Origin of the sequence: Leptothrix cholodnii SP-6 (assembly GCF_000019785.1) — a bacterium.
GTDB lineage: Bacteria > Pseudomonadota > Gammaproteobacteria > Burkholderiales > Burkholderiaceae_C > Sphaerotilus > Sphaerotilus cholodnii.
In genome coordinates, this window is the sequence record NC_010524.1 from 3,475,535 (window position 1) to 3,495,190 (window position 19,656).

Genomic DNA, 19,656 nt, shown 5'->3' on the forward strand with positions numbered 1-19,656 from the left:
GCGCAACACGGTTCAGGCCAGCAGGCCGGCGCACATCAGGGTGAGCACGCTCAGGTCGGCGCTGGTTCCGGGGTTGATCGAGGCGCTTTTGAGGGCCTGATCCCACTGCGCGAACGCGGCATCGCCATCGAGCACCTCGCCGGCCTGCGCACGCCCGGCCCAGGGTGCGGCCTGCCTCAGGACACTGTGTGCCAGCGCGGCCCCGTGCTTGCGAACAATGTGTGAATCGAGATCCGACGCCAGCCAGGCCAGGTACACCCGCTGCACCGCCGCGGCCTGGGCCGGCGCGGGCCGCTCGGGCACCGGCTGCAGCGGATCGAAGGCCTCGCGCGCAACGATGGCCGGCAGGCCCAGATCGAACAGTTCGGCGTAACCGTCGCGGTACTGGCGCGCGATGCGGTCGCGGTCGGCGGCCAGCGCCATCGCCTGGCGCAAGGTCATGGTCGGCGGCTGGTGGACGTCCTGGTCGGGCGCATCGCCGAGCCCGCCGGGGCTGGCCATGACGATGGCGCGAAAGGCCGCCTCGGCGTCGGCCACGTCGAGCCCGGCCAGCACGTGCTGCAAGGCGTCGCGCAGGGAGGTGGCCGTCACCGCCACGCCCGCGTCGACCACGCGCTCGAACGCGGCGGCCAGCGGCGCGCACAGCAGCACGATGCCGAGGTTGGTGTTGCAGCCCACGCACGCCCAGGTGGCCGCCACCGCGCCTTCGATGCGCGCGCCCACCGTGGCGCCACGCTCGCACAGCGCCGCGGCGCAGGCCTGGGCGCTGTCGACAAACGCCTGCGCCAGCATGCCGTGGCCCGGCGAGGCGCGACTGACGTTGCCGGGCTTGCGCACCGCCACGTCCCAGGCGCAGGCGTTCAGGAAGGCCTGGCGGGCGGGCGCGCTGGCGTCGGTGGAGACCGGCACGTCACGCCCGCCGGGCCGGCGCAGCGACGGGCGCCGGTTGTCGGTCGCACCGCGCGGCCAGGCTGGTGGCCAGCTTGCGGTCGATCAGGTCGTCGACCAGGGCGCGCGCGATGTTGAACGGCGTCACCTTCTGCAACCCGCGCCAGGCGGCCACGCCGTTGACTTCGAGCACCTGGATGGTCTCGCGGCCGGCCGCAGGCATCAGGTCGACGCCGGCGTAGTCCATCTGCAAGGCGGCTGCGGCGGCTTCGGCCAGGCGGGCCAATGCGGGCGTGAGTTCGGCCGGCTCGCAGCGTGCGCCTTGGGCGACGTTGTGGACCCAGTGCGCGCTCACGCGCCGCATCGCCGCCACCGCACGGCCGCCGATCACCAGCACGCGCCAGTCGTGGCCGGGCTGGCCGGACGCGCCGATCGGCGGCACGAAACGCTGCAGGTAAGCGAGCCGGCCGTCGCCGGGCGCGAAGTCGGCGAGCGGCTGGAACACGCCGTCGACCTGGCCGATCAGCCGCAGCCCCTTGCCCTGCGAGCCGAACAGCGGCTTCATCACCACCGCGTGGCCGGCGGCCGATTCGCGCATCACGATGCGGCGCGCCTGCGCCAGCGACTCGGTCGCCCAGGTCGGCGGCGCCGGCAGCCGCGCGGCGCGCAGCAGCAGGCTGGTCATCGACTTGTCGACGCTACGCTCGATGGCACGCGCGTCGTTGTAGACCGGCACGCCGAGCGCCTGCAGCGCGTGCAGCACACCCAGCCGCTTGGTGACCTGCTCGAAGCTGCCGCCGGCCACGCCGCGCACGATCACGGCGTCGGGCAGTTCGCGACCGTAGCCGGGCAGGACCAGACCGTGCCAGGCCGCGTCGGTATCGATGTCACAGTCGGCCAGATCGATGCAGCGCCCCACCCCACCGCGCTCGCGCAGCGCGCGCTGCAGCTGGCGGGTGTGCCAGCCGATCTCGTCGGTCATGATGGCCACGCGCAGGCCGGGCGTGGATGGGATCGCCATGCGCTCAGGCCTCGCGATGCCAGTCGGCCAGCAGCAGGTCCATGTTCAGGGCCCCGGCGTGGAAGGTCTGGCCGCTGTCGAGGTGGCTGACCCACACCTCGGCCGGTGCGAACAAGGCCGGGTCGATGCGGTAGAAGTCGTATTCGGCCGCCTTGAAGACCTCGGCGAACGGCCGGCCGTGATCGCGCGAGCCGGACGACGGCAGGCGCTGCGCCAGATCGCGTGCGGCCTCGGCCGTGCCGGTCACGCACAGCCGCACCTGGCCGCCGTAGAGGATCGCGTCATTCGTGCGGCCCATCGCCAACACGCCATCGGCCACCGGCGCCGGCAGAGGCGCGCAGGCCGAGCCGTCGACGATGTGGGCCAGGTCGAAACCCAGCTCGTGCGCCTTGTGCAGCGCCACCTCCAGCGCGCGGCCGACCACCTGGGTGGTGCCGGCGCGGCTGCGGGTGGGCGTGAGAATCAGCGTCAGGCCCTCGGCGGCCAGGCCGCAGTCGCGCAGCACCTTGTCGATCACGACCTGCGGCGGCGCGCGGTCAACCTCCAGCACCAGCACGCCCAGGTCGCAACGGTCGCGGTAACCGAGCTCGTCGAACAAGGCCTCCTTGCCCGCCAGCGCGCGTGCCGGGCCGGAGCCGAGCGAGAAGAACTTCTTGCCGCCGGTTTCTTCCTTGCTGGCCGCCAGGCTCCAGCCGGCGTACTGGCTGGCCAGGCAGGCCAGCACCGGCTGCGCGCTGCTCACCTCCAGCCACACCGGCCAGCCGGCCTGCAGCCCGGTGCGCTGGCGCACGCGGCCGAGGCCGCCCATGCAGATCTCGGCGATCAGCAGGCCGGCGTCGATGCTGCCGGGCGCGTCGATGCCGGCATCGACCAGCGTCACGCCGGTGTCGGTGCGCTGCAGGCGCAGGCCGAGTTCGCCGGCGCGCGCCAGCAGGGCCTGCACCCGGGGGGCGGCGAGCGCGTTGACGCTCAGGGTGCTGCCGGCCAGCGGCGGGGCGCTCGAGCTCATCGTTCGGTCTCCTGGATCAGGTCACTCGACAGTTGCAGCGCCTGCCGCAGCCGGGCGTGGCGCTGGGCCAGCGTCTGCGCCACCGCCTGCGCATCCGGCCCGCGGGCGCTGACGGTGCACAGCGGCTGGCCGGCCTCCAGGCGCAGCGGGAACGCCGGCAGATCTTGCAGGCCGAGCGACGCGGCCAGCGCATGCAGCCGGTGCCACGGCAGTTCGTCGAGCTGCCACGGCGCGCGCAGGTAGACGACCTCGAAGCCGCTCACCTCGCCGTCGACAGGAGGGCTGCGCAAGGCCGACAAGGCGTCGCCGCGCGGGAGGCGGGCGTGCCGGCAGGCCTCGACATGCGCGCGCATCAGCCCGCCCGCGCCGCCGTACAGCGCCAGGCTGCCGGGCAGGCGCGGGTTGACCTCGAGCACCTGCAGCGTCTCGCCCTCGTCGAGCAGCGGATCGGCGATCTGCAGCAGGTCGATGCCGCACAGGCCGCGCAGGTCGAAGTGCGACACCAGCCGGTCGGCGATGCCTTGCAGCCGGGTCTGCAGCACGCCCGACCACGGCAGCGGCCCGATCAGGCCGCCGAAACGGTAGGGCCGACCCGGCGCCGGCGCCAGCAGCTGGCGATTGATGCCGAGCAGCGCGGCCTGGTGGCCATCGGCCAGCAGCGTCAGCGACAGCGGCTCGCCATCGACGCGCTGCTGCCAGTAGGCCAGCGGGGACGACGCACCTGCCACGCCCGACGCCACACCCGCTTCGACCGGCTGCACATGCGCGCCACCGCTGGTGCCGAAGTCCTTGCGCAACCAGCCCGGCAGCGTCACCGGCGTGAACGAGACGGCCGGGTGGGCGATGCCGTAGGCGTCGAGCGCGGCAAAGAACAGCGCCGGATTGCGCACCCGGGCGATCGCCTGCGGCGCGCTGCCGAGCCAGGGCACCGGCAGGTCGGCGAGCGCCGCCGCGTCGGCCTCGAAACCGCCCGTGACGGCCAGGCCGGCGAGCACCACGCCGTCCGCTGCCAGCGCGGCCAGGGCGGCGCGCAAGCTCGTGATGTCGATCTGCCACGGCGCGCCGGCCTGCAGCGCCAGCGGGTGCCAGGCAAGGCTGGCGGCGCGGGTGTCGGCATCGCCGAACAGGTCGAGCGCGATCACCGCAAAGCCGTCGCGCTGCGCCGCCTGCGCCGCGGCGCGCACGCTCTGGCCGGCGATCAGCAGGCGCGGTGCGGACGCGGCGGCGGCCGGTGCGGTGCTCATGCTGCCGCCGGCTGCGCCAGATGCTGGCGCGCCACCTCGAAAGCCTCGGCAAACCCCAGCACCTGCGGCGTGCCGGCCTCGTGCATGCGGCGCAGCAGCAGTTGCTGGGTCTGGTACTTGACGTTGCCGATCGCCAGCGCGCCGATGCCCAGCGCCTGCGTGCCGGCGATCGGCGCGCGGCTGGCCATCACGTCGACACCCGCCACGCCGGCCGGCGGCACCGCGTTGACGTCGGCCACCACGCGCAACGCGCCGGCCTGCGCCACCTCGTCGGCCGACACCACCTGCACGCCGGCGGCGGCGCAGGCCAGGATCACGTCGACCTCGGCGATCGAGGCGCGCATGGCGGCGCGGTCACCGCCGCTGACACCTTCGAGCGCCACGCCGAAACGCAACGCGGTCTGCTGCGCCGCCTCGTCGGCAGCGTCGATGCCGTTGCGGCTGGAGATCGCCACCTGCGCGCCGGCCTGCGCCGCCAGCACCGCGGCGATGCGCCCGACCGGCCCGGTGCCGCCCAGCACCACCACGCGCCGGCCCGCGAAGCCCGCGCCGGCCTGCGCCAGCAGCGCGGCCTCGACGCTGGCCACCATCGCCGCGGCGGTGGTGTAGGCGCCGCTCGGGTCGGCCATCAGCGAGACCTGGAAGGGCTTGAACATCGCCTTGCGCGCAGCCTCCAGCATGTCGGCGGCCAGCAGCGCGTCGCGCCCGCCGATGAAGATGCCGGTGCGCGCCAGGCCCTTGGGGCTGCGCGAGAAGATGGTGTCCTGCGTCAGAGCGCCGATCGCCGACAGCGCCACGTTGCAGTAGGGCGTGATGACCTGCCAGCCGGCGTCGGCGGCCATGTTGATGTCGAACGGGCTCATCTGCGAGCCGGGTGTGAACATGTGGAGGATGTAGGGGCGTTCCATGGCGTTCAGCAGTAGAGGGTCGGTCGGTGATCGGTGCGCAGGGCTGCAGGCGCGTGGCTGTCCTCGGCCGACGGCACCTCGACCACCCGCGCGCCGCGGTTCAGCGGCGTGGCGATGCGCAACTGCAGCCCCGGCGCGATCACCCCGGCGGCCTGCGCGGCGGCCATCAGCGCGCGAGCCCGGGCGGCCGAGGGCAGCAGCGCGAACGCGGTCGGCCCCCACGAGCTCTGGCCGATGCCTGCGCCGGGCTCGTCGGCACCAGCCGGATCGGCGCCCGGCACGGCCGCCGCCTGGCGCAGCCAGCGCATCAGCCGGCCGACCGCCGCGCTGGTGTAGGGCTCACCGTGCTGGGCCGGCGCGAAGTGGCCGCCCAGCACGTCCTGGACGGCGGTGAGCCCGGCGGCAGCCACCGCAAAACCGGCGCCCGCGGTGCCGGGCAGCACGCGCATCAGCGTCTCGTGGCAGATCGCGGCGGCCTGCTCGCGCGACAGCGGCGGCAACGTGGCCAGCGCGGCGCGCTCGGCCGGGCCGCAGAGGCCACGGCAGCTCGGATCGCTCACCAGCAGCACCCGCCAGGCAGCGGGCACGGCGATGCGCGACAGCAGCGGCGCCGGCGAACCGTCGGCCAGCGGCCCGCCGTCGAGCAGCAGCCCGCCGGCGTCGAAACCGGCGATGCCCACGCCCGAGCGCAGCCCGCGCCCGAGCCAGGCGGCCAGCGTGGTGGTGCTCAGGTCCAGCCCATGCCAGCGCGCGAACGCACGGCCGACCGCCAGCGCCAGCTGCGTGCCCGAGCCCAGCCCGGCGTGCGCGGGCAGCGCCTCGTGCAGCCCCAGGTGCAGCGGATCGTGCCGGCCGGTGAGCCGCTGCAGCGTGGCGAGGTGGCAGGCGGCGCGGTCGAGCTCGGCGTCGGCCACGTCGCTGTCGGCACTGAGCGTCGGGCGCCGCGCCGCGCGCAGGCTCAGCGCCGTGGACAGCGCGTCCACCGTCAAGCCCAGGCTGCCGAACGGCCGCCCGAGCGAGCCGGCCGGGTCCATGAAACCCAGGTGCAGGCGCGCCGGCGCCTCGACCCAGACGATGCGGCCGGCAGCGCCGTTGGGGCGGGCGTCGAGAGGCTGGGCGGGGCTGGGTGTCATGCGCGGGCCTGCTGGTGCGGTGGAACGGCGGAGAGGTCTGCGCCTTTCATAGCAATGCATATTCCAGTTGCGGTTTACCCGCAGTCGCAGGCGCGGATCAGGCGCCGTTGGCGCGATTTGGCGCGACCGGCGCCGCAGTCGGGCGGCCCGGCCCGTGCGCGCTGTCCCGGCGGCAGGACAGACTGTCACGGCCCGCCCGGCGTGCGCACCGGCACATTCCATTACCCGCCGAAGCCGGGCGTGGCGACACAATGGCCGGCATGTCGTCCGCAGCCGAATCGCCAGAAGGGCACACCGCCGAGGCCCGCGCCGTCGACACGCCCCTGCCCGGCCTGCAGCTGCGCCCGGCCCAGCTGCACGATGCGGCGGCGATCGCCGCCATCCTGAACCACTACATCGTCTTCACCACCGCCACCTTCATGACCGAGCCGGTGTCGGTCGACAGCCGACGCGCCTTCATCGTCGAGCGCAAGCCCGAGCATCCGATCTGGGTGGCCGAGCGCGACGGCGTGGCGATCGGCTGGGCCGCGCTGGCGCAGCACCAGCCGCGCAGCGCCTACGGGCACACGCTGGAGAACTCGATCTACCTGCACCCGGGCCACGTCGGCCGCGGCATCGGCACGCTGCTGATGAGTCAGCTGGTGGCCGATGCGCAGCGGCGGGGTTTTCACAGCCTGATCGCCGGGGCGTGCAGCGAGCAGGCCGGCAGCCTCGCGCTGCACGAGCGCATGGGCTACCGGCGCTGCGCGCACTTCCACGAGGTGGCGCGCAAGTTCGATCGCTGGCTGGATGTGGTCTATCTCGAACGGCTGCTGCAGCCCGCCAGCCACGATCCGGCGCCGCGCTGAGACGGGCAGGCCGCGGGCTCCCGCCAGCGGTCGGTCGAGGGGCCCGTCGATATACTGCCCCGCACCTCCCGCCCTGCCGCCTTGCGCCCTGCCCGGGCCCGCCCACACCATGAAATTCACCGGTTCCGACCAATACGTCGCCACGCCCGATCTGATGCTCGCGGTCAACGCGGCGATCACGCTGCAGCGCCCGCTGCTGATCAAGGGCGAGCCCGGCACCGGCAAGACGATGCTGGCCGAGGAGGTGGCTGCCGCGCTCAAGCTGCCGCTGCTGCAGTGGCACATCAAGAGCACCACCAAGGCCCAGCAAGGTCTGTACGAATACGACGCCGTGAGCCGCCTGCGCGACAGCCAGCTTGCCGGCATCGACAACTCGGCGCGCGTGCGCGACATCCACAACTACATCGTGCGCGGCACGCTGTGGCAGGCCTTCGCGTCGGAACACCCGACCGCGCTGCTGATCGACGAGGTCGACAAGGCCGACATCGAGTTCCCGAACGACCTGCTGCGCGAACTCGACCGCATGGAGTTCTACGTCTACGAGACGCGCGAGCTGATCCGGGCCAAGCACCGGCCGCTGGTGATCATCACCAGCAACAACGAGAAGGAGCTGCCGGATGCCTTCTTGCGGCGCTGCTTCTTCCACTACATCAAGTTCCCCGAGGCCGAGACGATGCGCCGCATCGTCGACGTGCATTTCCCCGGGCTCAAGCAGGAGCTGCTGGCGGCGGCGCTGAAGAACTTCTACGACGTGCGCAACCTGCCGGGGCTGAAGAAGAAACCCAGTACCAGCGAACTGCTCGACTGGCTCAAGCTGCTGGTGGCCGAGGACATCCCCACCACCGCGCTGCACAGCGGCGACGACAAGGTGGTGATGCCGCCGCTGGTGGGCGCGTTGCTGAAGAACGAGCAGGACCTGACGCTGTTCGAGAAGCTGGTTTTCATGCAGAGCCGTAATCGCTGAGCGGAGACACGATGGATGCACAACTGAAGAACGCCCTCGCCGAAGGCGTGGTGGACGCACTCGGCTTCGTCGCCGGGGCGATGGCCGGCGGCCTGCTGGCGCGGGCGCTGGGTTTCGATTTTCTGGGCGAAGAAGGCTGGGGCGGCACGTCGATCGCGGGCATCCTGCTGGTCGGCCTGGGCGCCGGGCTGGGCCGCGCACTGGCGCGCAAGCTGCTGCGGCGTGCGCCGGCCACCGCCGTGCCGGACGCAGCACCCGGCAAACCCGCATCGAACGGAAAGAACCGCCGATGAGCTGGCCCGACCCCGTCTCGCTGATCGGGCGGCACGTGCAGCTGGTGCCGCTGGCACACGCGCATGCGCACGGCCTGATCGAAGCCGCACGCGAGCTGCAGCCGCTCTGGTACACCGCCGTGCCCGACCCCGAGGCGATGGCCGAGGAGATCGAGCGGCGCCTGGGCTTGCAGGCCACCGGTTCGATGCTGCCGTTCACGCTGCTCGACGCGGCCGGCGTGCCGGTCGGCATGACGAGCTACATGCACATCGACGCCCGGCACCGCCGGCTCGAGATCGGCTCGACCTGGCTGACGCCGCGGGTGCAGCGCAGCGGCCTGAACACCGAGTCGAAGTGGCTGCTGCTGCGCCATGCGTTCGAGCAGCTCGACTGCATCGCCGTCGAGCTGCGCACGCACCGCCTGAACCTGCAGAGCCGGCGCGCCATCGAGCGGCTGGGCGCGCAGCTCGACGGCATCCTGCGCCACCACCAGCGCACCGCCGACGGCAACCTGCGCGACACCTGCGTCTACAGCATCACCGCGCCCGAATGGCCGACGGTGAGCACCCACTTGCGCTGGCTGCTCGAACGGCGGCGCTGAGGCGATGAGCCATGGCCAGACACCCGCACTTCAGCGTCGACAGCCTCTGGCAACTGCAGCGCATGGGCCCGCCCAGCCTGTGCCCGGACGGCGCGCAGGCGGTGGTCTCGGTGACGCGCCACGACATGGCGCACAACCGCTCGCACAGCGCGCTGTGGCTGCTGTCGACGCTGGGCGGCGCGCCGCGGGCGCTGACCCATTGCGGTGACAAGGACGGCCAGCCGGCCTGGAGCCCGCACGGCGACCTGATCGCCTTCATCGCCCGGCGCGACCAGCAAGGCGCGAAGGACGAGGAGCCGCAGCTCTACCTGATCGCCCCCGACGGCGGCGAGGCGCAGCGCGCCGCCGTGCTGCCGACCGGCGTGGAGGCGTTCAAGTGGTTTCCGGACGGCAAGCGCATCGCCTTCATCGCCTGGGTCTGGCCGGATGCGCGCGGTGCCAAGGCGCAGGCGCTGCGCATGAAGGCCTGGCGCGAGCGCAAGGAAAGCGGCTACGCCACCAGCGAAGCGCTGTACCGCTGGTGGGACCACAACCTGCCGCAGGACCGCGTGCCGCACCTGCTGGTGCTCGACATCCGCAGCGGCCGGGTGCGCGACCTGTTCGAGGGCACGCCGTTCGAGCTGTCGCGCACCGAGCTCGACGGCAGCTGTTTCGACATCTCGCCCGACGGCCTGAACATCGCGTTCATGCACGACCCGGCGCCGCACAAGCGCATCGACCACTGCCACGCGCTGGCCGAGATCGACCTGCGCAGCGGCGCGGTGCGCACGCTGGTGCAGGACGCCGGCTGGCACCTCGAAGCGCCGAGCTACAGCCCGGCCGGCGACCGCATCGCCTTCACGGCCAGCCACCGCGGGCTCAAGCACACGATGCCGCGCCAGCTGGCGCTGTGGGACAGAGAAACCGCCACCTGGTCGGTCGAGAGCGCGCAGTGGGATCACGCGGTCAATGTGCCGCTGCACTGGGAGGACGACGGCCAGTCGCTGCTGTTCACCGCCGAGGATCGTGGCGAGCAGCCGCTGTGGCGCTTCGACCTGCCCGACCGGCGCGCCGAGCGGGTGCAGGCACACGGCTGGGTGTCATCGTTCGACAAGCGCGCCGGCACCACGCTGATCCAGCTCGAAAGCGTCAGCCACCCGCCGCAGGCCTGGGTGCTGCCGCCGGGCGAGCCGGCGCGCCGCGTCGACCGCTTCAACGACTCGGTGCTGGCCAGCCACCCGATGGGCCGCAGCGAGACGCACACGATCACCGGCGCGCTCGGCGACGGCGTGCAGATCCGGCTGATCTACCCACCCGGCTTCGACCCGAGCCAGCGTTACCCGGTGCTGCACCTGCTGCACGGCGGGCCGCATTCGGTGTTCGGCGACAACTGGCACTGGCGCTGGAACCAGCACGTGTTCGCCGCCGCCGGTTACGTGGTGGCGTGTGTCAACTTCCATGGTTCGAGCGGCTTCGGCTACGCCTTTCTGGACTCGATCACGCACCGCTGGGGCGCCCTCGAACTGCAGGACATCGAGGCCGCCAGCGACTGGCTGCTGGCCCAGCCCTGGGCCGACCCGCAGCGCGTGTACGCGGCAGGCGGCAGCTACGGCGGCTTCCTGGTGGCGTGGATGAACGCCCAGGTGCACAGCGGCCGCTACGCCGCCTACGTCTGCCACGCCGGCTGCTACGACTGGCAGGCGATGTACGCCGATGACGCCTACCCGTGGCATGCCCGCGAGCTGGGCGCCGACTACTGGGTCGACCCGGTCAAGGTGGCGGCGCAGAGCCCGTCGAGCTTTGCCGCCGACATGCACACGCCCACGCTGGTGGTGCACGGCGCGCTCGACTACCGCGTGCCCGATGCGCAGGGCCTGGCCTTCTACAACACGCTGCAGGCGCGTGGCATCGCCTCACGCCTGCTGTGGTTCCCGGACGAGAACCACTGGATCCAGAAGCCGCGCAACAGCCGGCTCTGGTATCAGGAGCTGCTGGCCTGGCTGGGCACGCACCGGCTCACTTCTTCGACAGGGCCGTGATCATCGACTTGATCGCCATCATCTGCAGGCCGGACTGGGTGGCGTAGTTGCCGCCGGTGTAGCCGAACCAGTCCCAGCAGCCCTGCGGGTTGAACGGCAGCTGCGACTTGTCGACCTGCGGGTAGAGCACCAGCAGGCGGTTGTTCTCGGCCCATTCGTTGTAGCCGGTGTCGGCGACGAAGTCCTTGCCGAGCGACTGGGCCGACTGCATGCAGCCGTGGATCGCGACGTGGACCTTGCAGGTCTCGCCGGCATCGCAGGACTTGGGCACGTAGAGAAAGGCCTCGTCGGCCATGCCGGTGATCGGCGCGGCAAAGGCGCGCTGATCGAAGGTCACCAGCCGGCCCGACAGGCTGGTCGCCTTGGGCTGCAGCGGGCCGTAGATGTGCACCAGCAGCGCGCCCGACTGGTCGTAGCCCTGGCCGTCGACCTCGCAGTGGCTGATGTAGGGCGAGGCATTGGCGGGGCAGTCGTTGCCGTAGCTGGGCGTGATGACGGCGTGGCCGGCCGGCACCTTGTTGACGTAGGCCAGGTTGGCCGCGGGCACGCCGGCCTGCTGGAAGAACGCCACCGTGGCGTCGACCGCCGGCTGGCGCACCACCGAATCCTGCGTGCCGCTGAAGACGTAGATCCGGCGCTTCCGGAGGTTGCTCAGGGCGTCGATCTGCCGGGCCGCCGCGAAGCGCTTGGCGGCGCTCACCATCAAGGCCGGATTGGGCGGCAGGAACGTCACCTGGCCCATGCAGATGCTGGCGTACATCATGTTGCCGGCGGCGCAGTAGTACGGCCCGCCCGCCACCACGCCGGCGCCCTTGATGCTGGCCGAATAGGCCACCTGCAGCTGCACCGCCATGAAGGCGCCCGACGACAGGCCGGACACCGACGTCTGCGTCGCATCGACCTTGAACGACGGCAGCTTGTCGGCCGCCTGCACGCCCGCACACAGCAAGCCGCCGAGCAGCAGCGCCGCCGCAGCGGCCAGGGAACGCAAAGTGTTCATGACCTCTCCTGATATCGATCCGGGCTGCGACGACCACCGATCGCCGCGTCCCCATCTGAAAAATATAGCAAAACCACCCGACAATTGCTGCGCTGCACAAAATCTAACAACCACGCAGATCGGTCGATGGCAGGTGTCATCACCGGATGGACGGGCAACCCGGCGGCACGGCGCAAGCGGGGTGTCATCACGCATACTTGTCCGCCACGCACGACGCCCGTCTCCACCCGCCGATTCACCATGCTGATCGACTTCTTCTACACCCTGCGCGCGGCCCGGCTGAAGGTCACGGTGACCGAGTTCCTGAGCCTGCTCGAAGCCCTGCAGGCCGGCGTGATCGACGATGACGGCGGCCCCACGGTCGACAAGTTCTATCACCTGGCCCGCCTCACGCTGGTCAAGGACGAGGCCCATTTCGACCGCTTCGACCAGGCCTTCGGCGCCTACTTCAAGGGCGTGGAGATGCTGACCGACTTCGCCCGCGAGGTGCCGCTCGACTGGCTGCGCCAGACGCTCGAGCGCGAACTCAGCGCCGAAGAACGCGCGCGCATCAAGACGATGGGCTGGGACGATCTGATGGAGACGCTCAAGAAGCGCCTCGACGAGCAGAAGGAGCGCCACGAAGGCGGATCCAAGTGGATCGGCACCGGCGGCACCAGTCCGTTCGGCCACGGCGGCACCAACCCGCAGGGCGTGCGCATCGGCGGCGCCGGCAAGAACCGCAGCGCGGTCAAGGTCTGGGAGCAGCGCAGCTTTCGCGACTACGACGACACGCTCGAGCTCGGCACCCGCAACATCAAGGTCGCGCTGCGCCGCCTGCGGCGCTTCGCGCGCGAGGGCGCGGCCGAGGAGCTGGATCTGGAAGACACCATCCACAGCACCGCGGCCAACGCCGGCATGCTCGACATCAAGCTGGTGCCCGAGCGCCACAACAAGATCAAGGTGCTGCTGCTGATGGACGTGGGCGGCACGATGGACGAACACATCCCGCGCGTCGAGGAACTGTTCTCGGCCGCCAAGAGCGAGTTCAAGCACCTCGAGTTCTATTACTTCCACAACTGCGTCTACGACCACCTGTGGCGCAACAACCACCGCCGCTACGCCGAGAAGTTCGACACCTGGGACGTGATCCGCAAGTACAACCGCGACTACAAGCTGATCTTCATCGGCGACGCCACGATGAGCCCCTACGAGATCGTGCAGGTGGGCGGCAGCGTCGAATACAACAACAAGGAAACCGGCGCGCAATGGCTGCAGCGACTGACCCACGCCTTCCCGAAATTCGCCTGGATCAACCCCGAGCCGCAGGGCGTGTGGCAGTACCGGCAGAGCATCGCCATCGTCGAGCAGCTGATGAGCGCACGCATGTTCCCGCTCACGCTGTCCGGGCTCGAACAGGCGATGCGACTGCTGTCGAAGTGAGCCGGCGCTGGTTCGCGGGGCTCGGCGCAGGTCTGTGCCTGAGCCTGGGGGCCCTGGCGCAGGAAGCGCCCGCCGGCACCACGCCTCAGGACGGCAACGCGGCGGGCACCTTGCTAGAACGCGCGGCGCCGGGTGCGGCCGGTGGCGACGACGCCGCTGCTGCGGCCGAACAGCGCTCGGTGACCTGGCAGCTGCGCATCGATGCGCCCGACAACCTGCGCACGCTGCTCGCGCGCTACCTCGACCTGGCGCGGTTCCAGCCGATGGCGGCGTCCGAGCGCATCACCCGGGTCGAGCTGGCGCGCCTGCTGGCCGCGGCGCCGCAACAGGCGCGCGGCCTGCTCGAGACCGTGGGCTATTTCAACGCCCGCATCACCTCGCAGACCACGGGCGGTGAAACGGCCACCCCACCGGCCGATCCGGCGCGGCCGATCGACCTGCAGATCACGCTGACGGTCGAGCCCGGCCCGCAGACCACGGTCGGCCAGGTGCGGCTGGAGATCGAAGGGCCGCTGTCCGAAACCGGCGACTCGGGCGATGCGGCATCGCGCGCGCTGATCGAGCGCATGCGCGCCGGCTGGACGCTGCCCGCGGGCCAGCCCTACACCCAGTCCGCCTGGTCGGCCGCCAAGGCCGCGGTGCTGGTGGCCGCACGCGCCGAGGGCTACGCGCTGGCCACGCTGAGCGGCAGCGTCGCGCAGGTCGACGCCCCGGCCAACCGCGCCGACCTGTTCATGGTGCTCGACAGCGGCCCGCTGTTCCGCTTCGGCGACCTGAAGTTCGAGGGCCTGAACCACGTCCGGCCCGATGCCCTGCGGGCGATGGTGACGTTCACGCCCGGCGAGCCGCTGCGCGAGCAGCTGCTGCTCGACTACCAGGACCGCCTCGTCAAGTCGAGCCTGTTCGACACCGTGGCGGTGCTGTTCGAGCCCGACGCCGACCAGGCCGGCGCGATGCCGGTGACGGTGCGGGTGCACGAACTGGCGCTGCAGCAGGCCACGTTCGGTGTCGGTGCCTCCGACACCACCGGCCCGCGCATCACGGTCGAACACCTGCACCAGCAGGTCTTCGACCTCGGCTGGCAGGCCAAGAGCCGCCTGCAGCTGGGCCGCGACACGCAGTCGGCATCGGTCGACCTGACCTCGCATCCGCACCCCGGCCCGTACCGCAACCTGGCCAGCGCGGCGGTCGACCGCACCGAGGCCAGCGGCCTGCGCGTCACCAGCGAGCGCGTGCGGCTGGGCCGCACGCAGGACACCGAGAAGGTCGAGCGGCTGTATTTCGTCGAGTGGCAGCGCGCGCTGACCCGCAACGTCGCCGACGGCATCCTGACCGACGACTCGTCGGCCGTCACGCTCAACTACCACTGGATCTGGCGCCGGCTCGACGACCCGATCCTGCCCACCCGCGGCTACAGCCTGTCGGCCGAGACGGCGGTCGGCCGCTCGTTCGCCAGCACCGACAGCAGCGGCTTCTTCGGCCGTGCCGCCGGCCGCCTGACCGGCTACTGGCCGCTCGGCCAGTCGTGGTACGGCCAGGCACGGGTGCAGCTCGGCCAGGTCTACGCACGCGACGCGGTGGCGGTGCCGTTCACCTTGCTGTTCCGTGCCGGCGGCGACGACTCGGTGCGCGGCTACGGCTACCAGACGCTCGGCCCGAGCTCGGCCGGCAACGGCAGCGCGGTCGGCGGCCGGGTGGTCGGCACCGGCAGCATCGAGCTCGCCCGGCCCTTCAGCCGCAACCTGCCGGCCTGGTGGTGGGGCGTGTTTCTCGACGGCGGCAACGCGGCCGCGCGCTGGGAGGACTTCAGCACCGTCTACGGCTACGGCCTGGGCCTGCGCTGGCGCAGCCCGGTCGGGCCGCTGCGCATCGACCTGGCCTATGCCGACGAGCTGCGCAAGATGCGCCTGCATTTCAGCGTCGGCGTGACGTTCTGAGCATGAGCGACACCGACTCACCGATCCGCCCGCCCACGCCGGCCCGCCGCCACCCGGCGCGCTGGCTCGGCGCGGCACTGCTGCTGGCCGTGCTGACGCTGGCCGCGCTGATCAGCCTGCCGTTCAGCGCCACCGGCACGCGCTGGCTGCTGGCGGGACTGCAGCACGGCATCGGCCTGGAGGTCCAGGCCAGCCGCGGCGCGCTGCTGGGCGGCGATTTTTCGGCGCAGCGGCTGCGTTATGCGCTGTCGCCGACGCAGACGCTGCTGATCGAGCAGCCGGCCTGGCAGGGCCTGCGCTGGCAGCGCCCGGCCGGCGGGCCGCCGCTGGGCCACCTCCACCTGCAGCGCCTGAGCGCCGCGCGCATCGACCTGCAAGGCGCCTCCGCCGACACGCAGCCGCTGCGCCTGCCGACCGCGCTGAGCCTGCCGATGGCGATCGACATCGAGGCCATCGCCGTCGGCGAGCTGGTGCTCGACGCCATCCGCGAACGGCCGGTGCACGACCTGGCCGTGCAGCGCCTGAGCCTGGGCGCGGGCAGCGCCGGCCGGCATCGGCTCGACGCCCTGAGCCTGCAATGGGACCGCATCGCGCTGCAGGGCCGGGCCGAGCTGGCGGCGCAACCGCCGGTGCTGCAGGCGCAGGCCCAGCTGCAGCCGCGCCCGGATGCCGTCGGCAGCGCAACGGCCGGCACCGCGCCCGGCGTTCCGGCCGACTGGCGGGTCACGCTGCAGGCGCAGGGCCCGCTCGCCGACCTGGCGCTGCAGGCCGGCCTGAGCGCGCGCGGCCAGTCGCTGCAGGCGGATGCGCGGCTGCGGCTCGAAGAGGCGATGCCGCTGTCGCAGCTGCAGGCGCAGCTCGAGGCGCTCGACCTCGCGCCGCTCGCCAGCGGCCTGCCGCACACCGCGCTCAGCGGCGCGATCGACCTGCAGCTCGATGCCCGCGGCACCGGCCCCGCCGCCCAGCCGCTGTCGGCCCGGGCCTCGCTGCGCAACGACGCCGCAGGCGCGCTGGCGGCCGGCCGCATCCCGCTGCAAGCGGTCGAGCTGACCGCACACGGCGACCTGCGCGCACCCGACCGGGGCCGGGTCGACACGCTGCAGCTCACGCTCGGTACCCGGCAGGAACCGGCCGGCAGCGTCAGCGCCAGCGGCAGCTGGGCGCTGGTCGGACAGGGCGCGGCCCGGCGCATCGACATCGACCTCGAAGCCCGCGTCGCCGACCTGCGCCCGCAGCGCCTGCACCCGGCCAGCCCGGCGCTGCACATCGGCGGCCCGCTGGCCTGGCAGCTGAGCCAGCCGCTGCCGGCGGCCGGCGCCGCTGCCCCGGCCGCCGGTTTCGAGACCCGCCTGCGCACGCGCCTGACCGGCCGGCTGATCGGCGCCAGCCTGCCGGCGGTGACGCTGGCGCTCGATGCCAAGGCCGATCCGGGCCGGCTGCAGGTCGACAACCTGCAGGCCGACGCGGGTGGCGCCCGGCTGTCGGGCAAGGGCAGCGTGGTGCGCCGCAACGGCAACCTGCTGCTCGACTGGTCGAGCAGCCTGCAGGCTTTCGACCCGGCGCTGTGGTGGCCACGGCCGGCGCCGCGGTCCGAGCCCGGCACGCTCGACCGGCTGCTGGCGGCCGGGCCGCACGAACTCAACGGCCAGCTCGGCGCCCGGCTGCAGTGGCCCGCCAAGGCGCCGCGCAGCATCGACGGGCTGGCGCAGCTGCGCGGCCAGGCGCAGTTCGACCTGCAACCGAGCCGGCTGGCCGGCCTGGGCCTGAGCGGGCAATGGCAGCTCAACGCCATCCCGAGCGCCGCGTCGGCGCAGCCGCATGTCGACACCCGCCTGGCCTTGCAGCTCGGCCCGGGCACGGCGGCGACCACGCTGTCGCTGCAAGGCGTGCTCGATCCGGTCGGCAGCCGCGACCAGTGGCAGCTGGCCTGGAACAGCGCCGACCTGGCCCAGCTGGCGCCCTGGCTGCGGCTGCTGCAGCCGGACCAACCGCCCGAACTCGACGGCCGCAGCGACGGCCAGGCGCAGTTCGACGGCCGCTGGCCGCACATGCGCAGCAACGGCCGCGTCAACCTGCCGGCGCTGGGCTGGCGCGGCGCCGACCGCCGCCTCGCCGTGCAGGACCTGAGCGGCAGCTGGCGCGTCGGCAGCGGCGCAGACGATCCGCTCGAGGTCGACGCCCGGCTCGAGCGCGCCGACCTCGGCGGCTGGCAGCTGCGCGGCCTGACCGTGAAGACCCGCGGCAGCGCCGCCGCGCACCGACTGCGGGCGGAGCTGGCCGAACTGGCCCCCGGCGGCACGGCGGCGACCGTGGCCACCGGCGCCACCAAGCCCGACGGCAACGGCAACGGCAGCCGCGCGATGCCGCCGCTGGCCGGCCTGATCGAAGCCGGCGGCGCCCTCGAACACGACTTCGGGCGGTCGCTGGTGGGCTGGCGCGGCCGGATCGAGCAGTTCGAGCTGCGCGAAAAAACCCTCGCCACCGCGGTCGGTGCGGCCGCCAGCACGCCGAGCGGCCCGGCCGCGCCGAGCGGGTTCACCCGGCCGGTGCGGCTGGTGCTCGACCCCACGACGCTGAACCTGACGCACTCGCCCGCGACCACCACCGTGACGCTGGGCGCCACGCGGCTGCACCTGAGCGAGCTGCACCTGGCGCTGCAGCAGTTCGCCTGGCAGCAGGACCGCAGTGGCGAGCACAGCGCCGACCGGCTGGCGCTGCAGGGCCGGCTCGACGCCATCGACGTGGCGCCGCTGCTGCGGCGCGCCCAGCCCGATTTCGGCTGGGGCGGCGACCTGCGCATCGGCGGCAGCATCGACGTGCAGGCCACGCCCGAGAACTTCAGGCTCGCCGCCAGCCTGCAGCGCGACAGCGGTGACCTGCAGGTCACCGACCCCGACGACCCCAGGAACCCGCAGCGCCTGGGCCTGGTCGACCTGCGGCTGGGCCTGTCGGCGCATGACGGCAACTGGCGCCTGACGCAGACCATCAGCGGCGGCAACCTCGGCCGGCTCGAAGGCGAACAGGGCCTGACGGCGCCGCCCGCGGCGATGTGGCCGCCGGCCAGCGCCGCGGTCGCCGGCAAGATCGACCTGCAGGTCGCGCAGCTCGGCAACTGGGGCCGCTGGCTGCCGGCGGGCTGGCGGCTGTCGGGCCAGCTCGGCACCGAGGCGCGCATCGCCGGCCAGCTCGGCGCGCCCGAGCTGAGCGGCGAGCTGGTCGGCCGCAACCTCGCGGTGCGCAACCTGCTGCAGGGCGTCGACTGGCACGACGCACAGCTGCGCGTGCGCCTGGACGGCAGCACCGCGCGGGTCGAGACCGCCAGCGTGCGCGCCGGTGACGGCCAGCTCAGCGCCACCGGCGAGATCGCGCTCGGCGCCGCGCCACGGCTCGACCTGAACGTCAGCGCCGACCGTTTCGCGGTGCTGCAGCGGGTCGACCGGCGGGTGGTCGCCAGCGGCAGCGCGCGGCTGCTGCTCGATGCCACGTCGACGATGCTGACCGGCGAGGTGCGTGCCGACGAAGGCCGCATCGACTTCAGCCAGAGCGACGCGCCCAGCCTGGCCGACGACGTCGACGTGCAGCGCCCCGAAGACGCGGCCGCGCGCGAACGCGCCGCCGCGGCTGCGCGCAGCCAGCGCCGCACCGTGCTCGACCTGCGCGCCGACCTCGGCCCGGCCTTCACGCTCAAGGGCCGCGGCCTGGCCACCCGGCTGGCCGGCGAGCTGCGCCTGACCAGCCCGGCCAACAAGCTGGCGATCAACGGCGTGATCCGCGCCGAGGACGGCAACTACGCCGCCTACGGTCAGAAGCTGCAGGTCGACCGCGGCCTGATCACCTTCATCGGCGCGGCCGACAACCCGCGCCTGGACATCGAGGCCACCCGCCCCGATCTCGAAGACGTGCGGGTCGGCGTGATCGTCACCGGCACCGCCCAGGCGCCGCGCGTGCGGCTGTTCAGCGAGCCCGCCATGAGCGACACCGACCGGCTGTCGTGGCTGCTGCTCGGGCGCGCCTCCGACGGCCTGGGCCGCACCGACCTGGCGCTGCTGCAGCGCGCCGCCTACGCGCTGCTGGCCGGCGAGAGCGACTCGCCATCGATCGTCGAGCGCATCGGGCTCGATCAGCTGTCGGTGCGCCAGAACGACACCGGCGACACCCGCGAGACCGTCGTCTCGCTGGGCAAGCAGCTCAGCCGGCGCTGGTACGTGGGCTACGAACGCAGCCTCAACGCCGCCGCCGGCACCTGGCAGCTGATCTACCGCGCCGCCCAGCGCTTCACGCTGCGAGCCCAGTCGGGCACCGAAAACGCGCTCGACCTGATCTGGACCTGGAAGTGGGACGACAGCGGCACGCGGGTCGACTGAGTCCGCGCCCCTACAATGCCGCGCAG

Annotated in this window: 15 protein-coding genes; 8 read left to right on the forward strand and 7 right to left on the reverse strand. The window is 72.7% G+C overall.

From position 1 onward, the window contains the following. Positions 1-12: 12 nt before the first annotated feature. The 6 genes from LCHO_RS15705 to LCHO_RS15730 are packed head-to-tail and all read right to left on the reverse strand — an operon-like array spanning position 13 to position 6,203. Positions 13-909, reverse strand: a complete 897-nt coding sequence (locus LCHO_RS15705) for a triphosphoribosyl-dephospho-CoA synthase (RefSeq protein ID WP_012348157.1) — start codon at positions 907-909, stop codon at positions 13-15. Position 910: 1 nt separating this feature from the next. Beyond that, positions 911-1,909, reverse strand: a complete 999-nt coding sequence (locus tag LCHO_RS15710) for an ATP-grasp domain-containing protein (RefSeq protein ID WP_012348158.1) — start codon at positions 1,907-1,909, stop codon at positions 911-913. Positions 1,910-1,913: 4 nt separating this feature from the next. Further along, the gene (mch, locus tag LCHO_RS15715) at positions 1,914-2,918 is read right to left on the reverse strand and encodes a methenyltetrahydromethanopterin cyclohydrolase (RefSeq protein ID WP_012348159.1); all 1,005 of its coding nucleotides are present in this window, start codon (positions 2,916-2,918) and stop codon (positions 1,914-1,916) included. Further along, the gene (locus LCHO_RS15720) at positions 2,915-4,162 is read right to left on the reverse strand and encodes an ATP-grasp domain-containing protein (protein ID WP_012348160.1); all 1,248 of its coding nucleotides are present in this window, start codon (positions 4,160-4,162) and stop codon (positions 2,915-2,917) included. Before LCHO_RS15720 ends, mch begins: the two co-directional genes overlap by 4 nt. Beyond that, the gene (locus LCHO_RS15725) at positions 4,159-5,070 is read right to left on the reverse strand and encodes an NAD(P)-dependent methylenetetrahydromethanopterin dehydrogenase (RefSeq protein ID WP_012348161.1); all 912 of its coding nucleotides are present in this window, start codon (positions 5,068-5,070) and stop codon (positions 4,159-4,161) included. The genes LCHO_RS15720 and LCHO_RS15725 overlap by 4 nt, the downstream gene beginning before the upstream one ends. Before the next feature lie 5 nt (positions 5,071-5,075). Next, entirely contained in the window at positions 5,076-6,203 is a 1,128-nt protein-coding gene (locus LCHO_RS15730; protein WP_012348162.1) for a GHMP family kinase ATP-binding protein, read from the reverse strand. 260 nt (positions 6,204-6,463) lie between these two features. On the opposite strand from LCHO_RS15730, the gene LCHO_RS15735 reads away from it, so the two are divergent. From LCHO_RS15735 to LCHO_RS15755, 5 genes are all read left to right on the forward strand, one after another. After that, positions 6,464-7,051, forward strand: coding sequence for a GNAT family N-acetyltransferase (locus LCHO_RS15735; protein ID WP_190274811.1), 588 nt, complete (start codon positions 6,464-6,466; stop codon positions 7,049-7,051). A 109-nt stretch (positions 7,052-7,160) separates the two neighbouring features. Next, positions 7,161-8,015, forward strand: a complete 855-nt coding sequence (locus tag LCHO_RS15740; protein ID WP_012348164.1) for an AAA family ATPase — start codon at positions 7,161-7,163, stop codon at positions 8,013-8,015. 11 nt (positions 8,016-8,026) lie between these two features. After that, positions 8,027-8,308, forward strand: coding sequence for a hypothetical protein (locus LCHO_RS15745; protein ID WP_012348165.1), 282 nt, complete (start codon positions 8,027-8,029; stop codon positions 8,306-8,308). Further along, positions 8,305-8,889 (forward strand): GNAT family N-acetyltransferase, encoded by a 585-nt coding sequence (locus LCHO_RS15750; RefSeq protein WP_012348166.1) that lies wholly within the window; start codon positions 8,305-8,307, stop codon positions 8,887-8,889. The genes LCHO_RS15745 and LCHO_RS15750 overlap by 4 nt, the downstream gene beginning before the upstream one ends. Before the next feature lie 11 nt (positions 8,890-8,900). Continuing rightward, positions 8,901-10,907, forward strand: coding sequence for a S9 family peptidase (locus LCHO_RS15755; RefSeq protein WP_012348167.1), 2,007 nt, complete (start codon positions 8,901-8,903; stop codon positions 10,905-10,907). Here the strand turns inward: LCHO_RS15755 and LCHO_RS15760 are convergent. Beyond that, entirely contained in the window at positions 10,885-11,907 is a 1,023-nt protein-coding gene (locus tag LCHO_RS15760) for an extracellular catalytic domain type 2 short-chain-length polyhydroxyalkanoate depolymerase (RefSeq protein WP_012348168.1), read from the reverse strand. The two genes, LCHO_RS15755 and LCHO_RS15760, sit on opposite strands and share 23 nt — an antisense overlap. A gap of 240 nt (positions 11,908-12,147) precedes the next feature. Between LCHO_RS15760 and LCHO_RS15765 the strand changes: the two genes are divergently transcribed. Genes LCHO_RS15765 through LCHO_RS15775 form a run of 3 tightly spaced genes read left to right on the forward strand, consistent with a single transcriptional unit; the run spans position 12,148 to position 19,630 of the window. Continuing rightward, positions 12,148-13,329 (forward strand): vWA domain-containing protein, encoded by a 1,182-nt coding sequence (locus tag LCHO_RS15765; protein ID WP_012348169.1) that lies wholly within the window; start codon positions 12,148-12,150, stop codon positions 13,327-13,329. Next, positions 13,326-15,266, forward strand: coding sequence for an autotransporter assembly complex protein TamA (locus LCHO_RS15770; RefSeq protein ID WP_012348170.1), 1,941 nt, complete (start codon positions 13,326-13,328; stop codon positions 15,264-15,266). Before LCHO_RS15765 ends, LCHO_RS15770 begins: the two co-directional genes overlap by 4 nt. Before the next feature lie 2 nt (positions 15,267-15,268). Continuing rightward, a complete protein-coding gene (locus LCHO_RS15775) occupies positions 15,269-19,630 on the forward strand; it encodes a translocation/assembly module TamB domain-containing protein (protein WP_012348171.1) in 4,362 nt (1,453 codons plus the stop codon). Positions 19,631-19,656 lie beyond the last annotated feature (26 nt).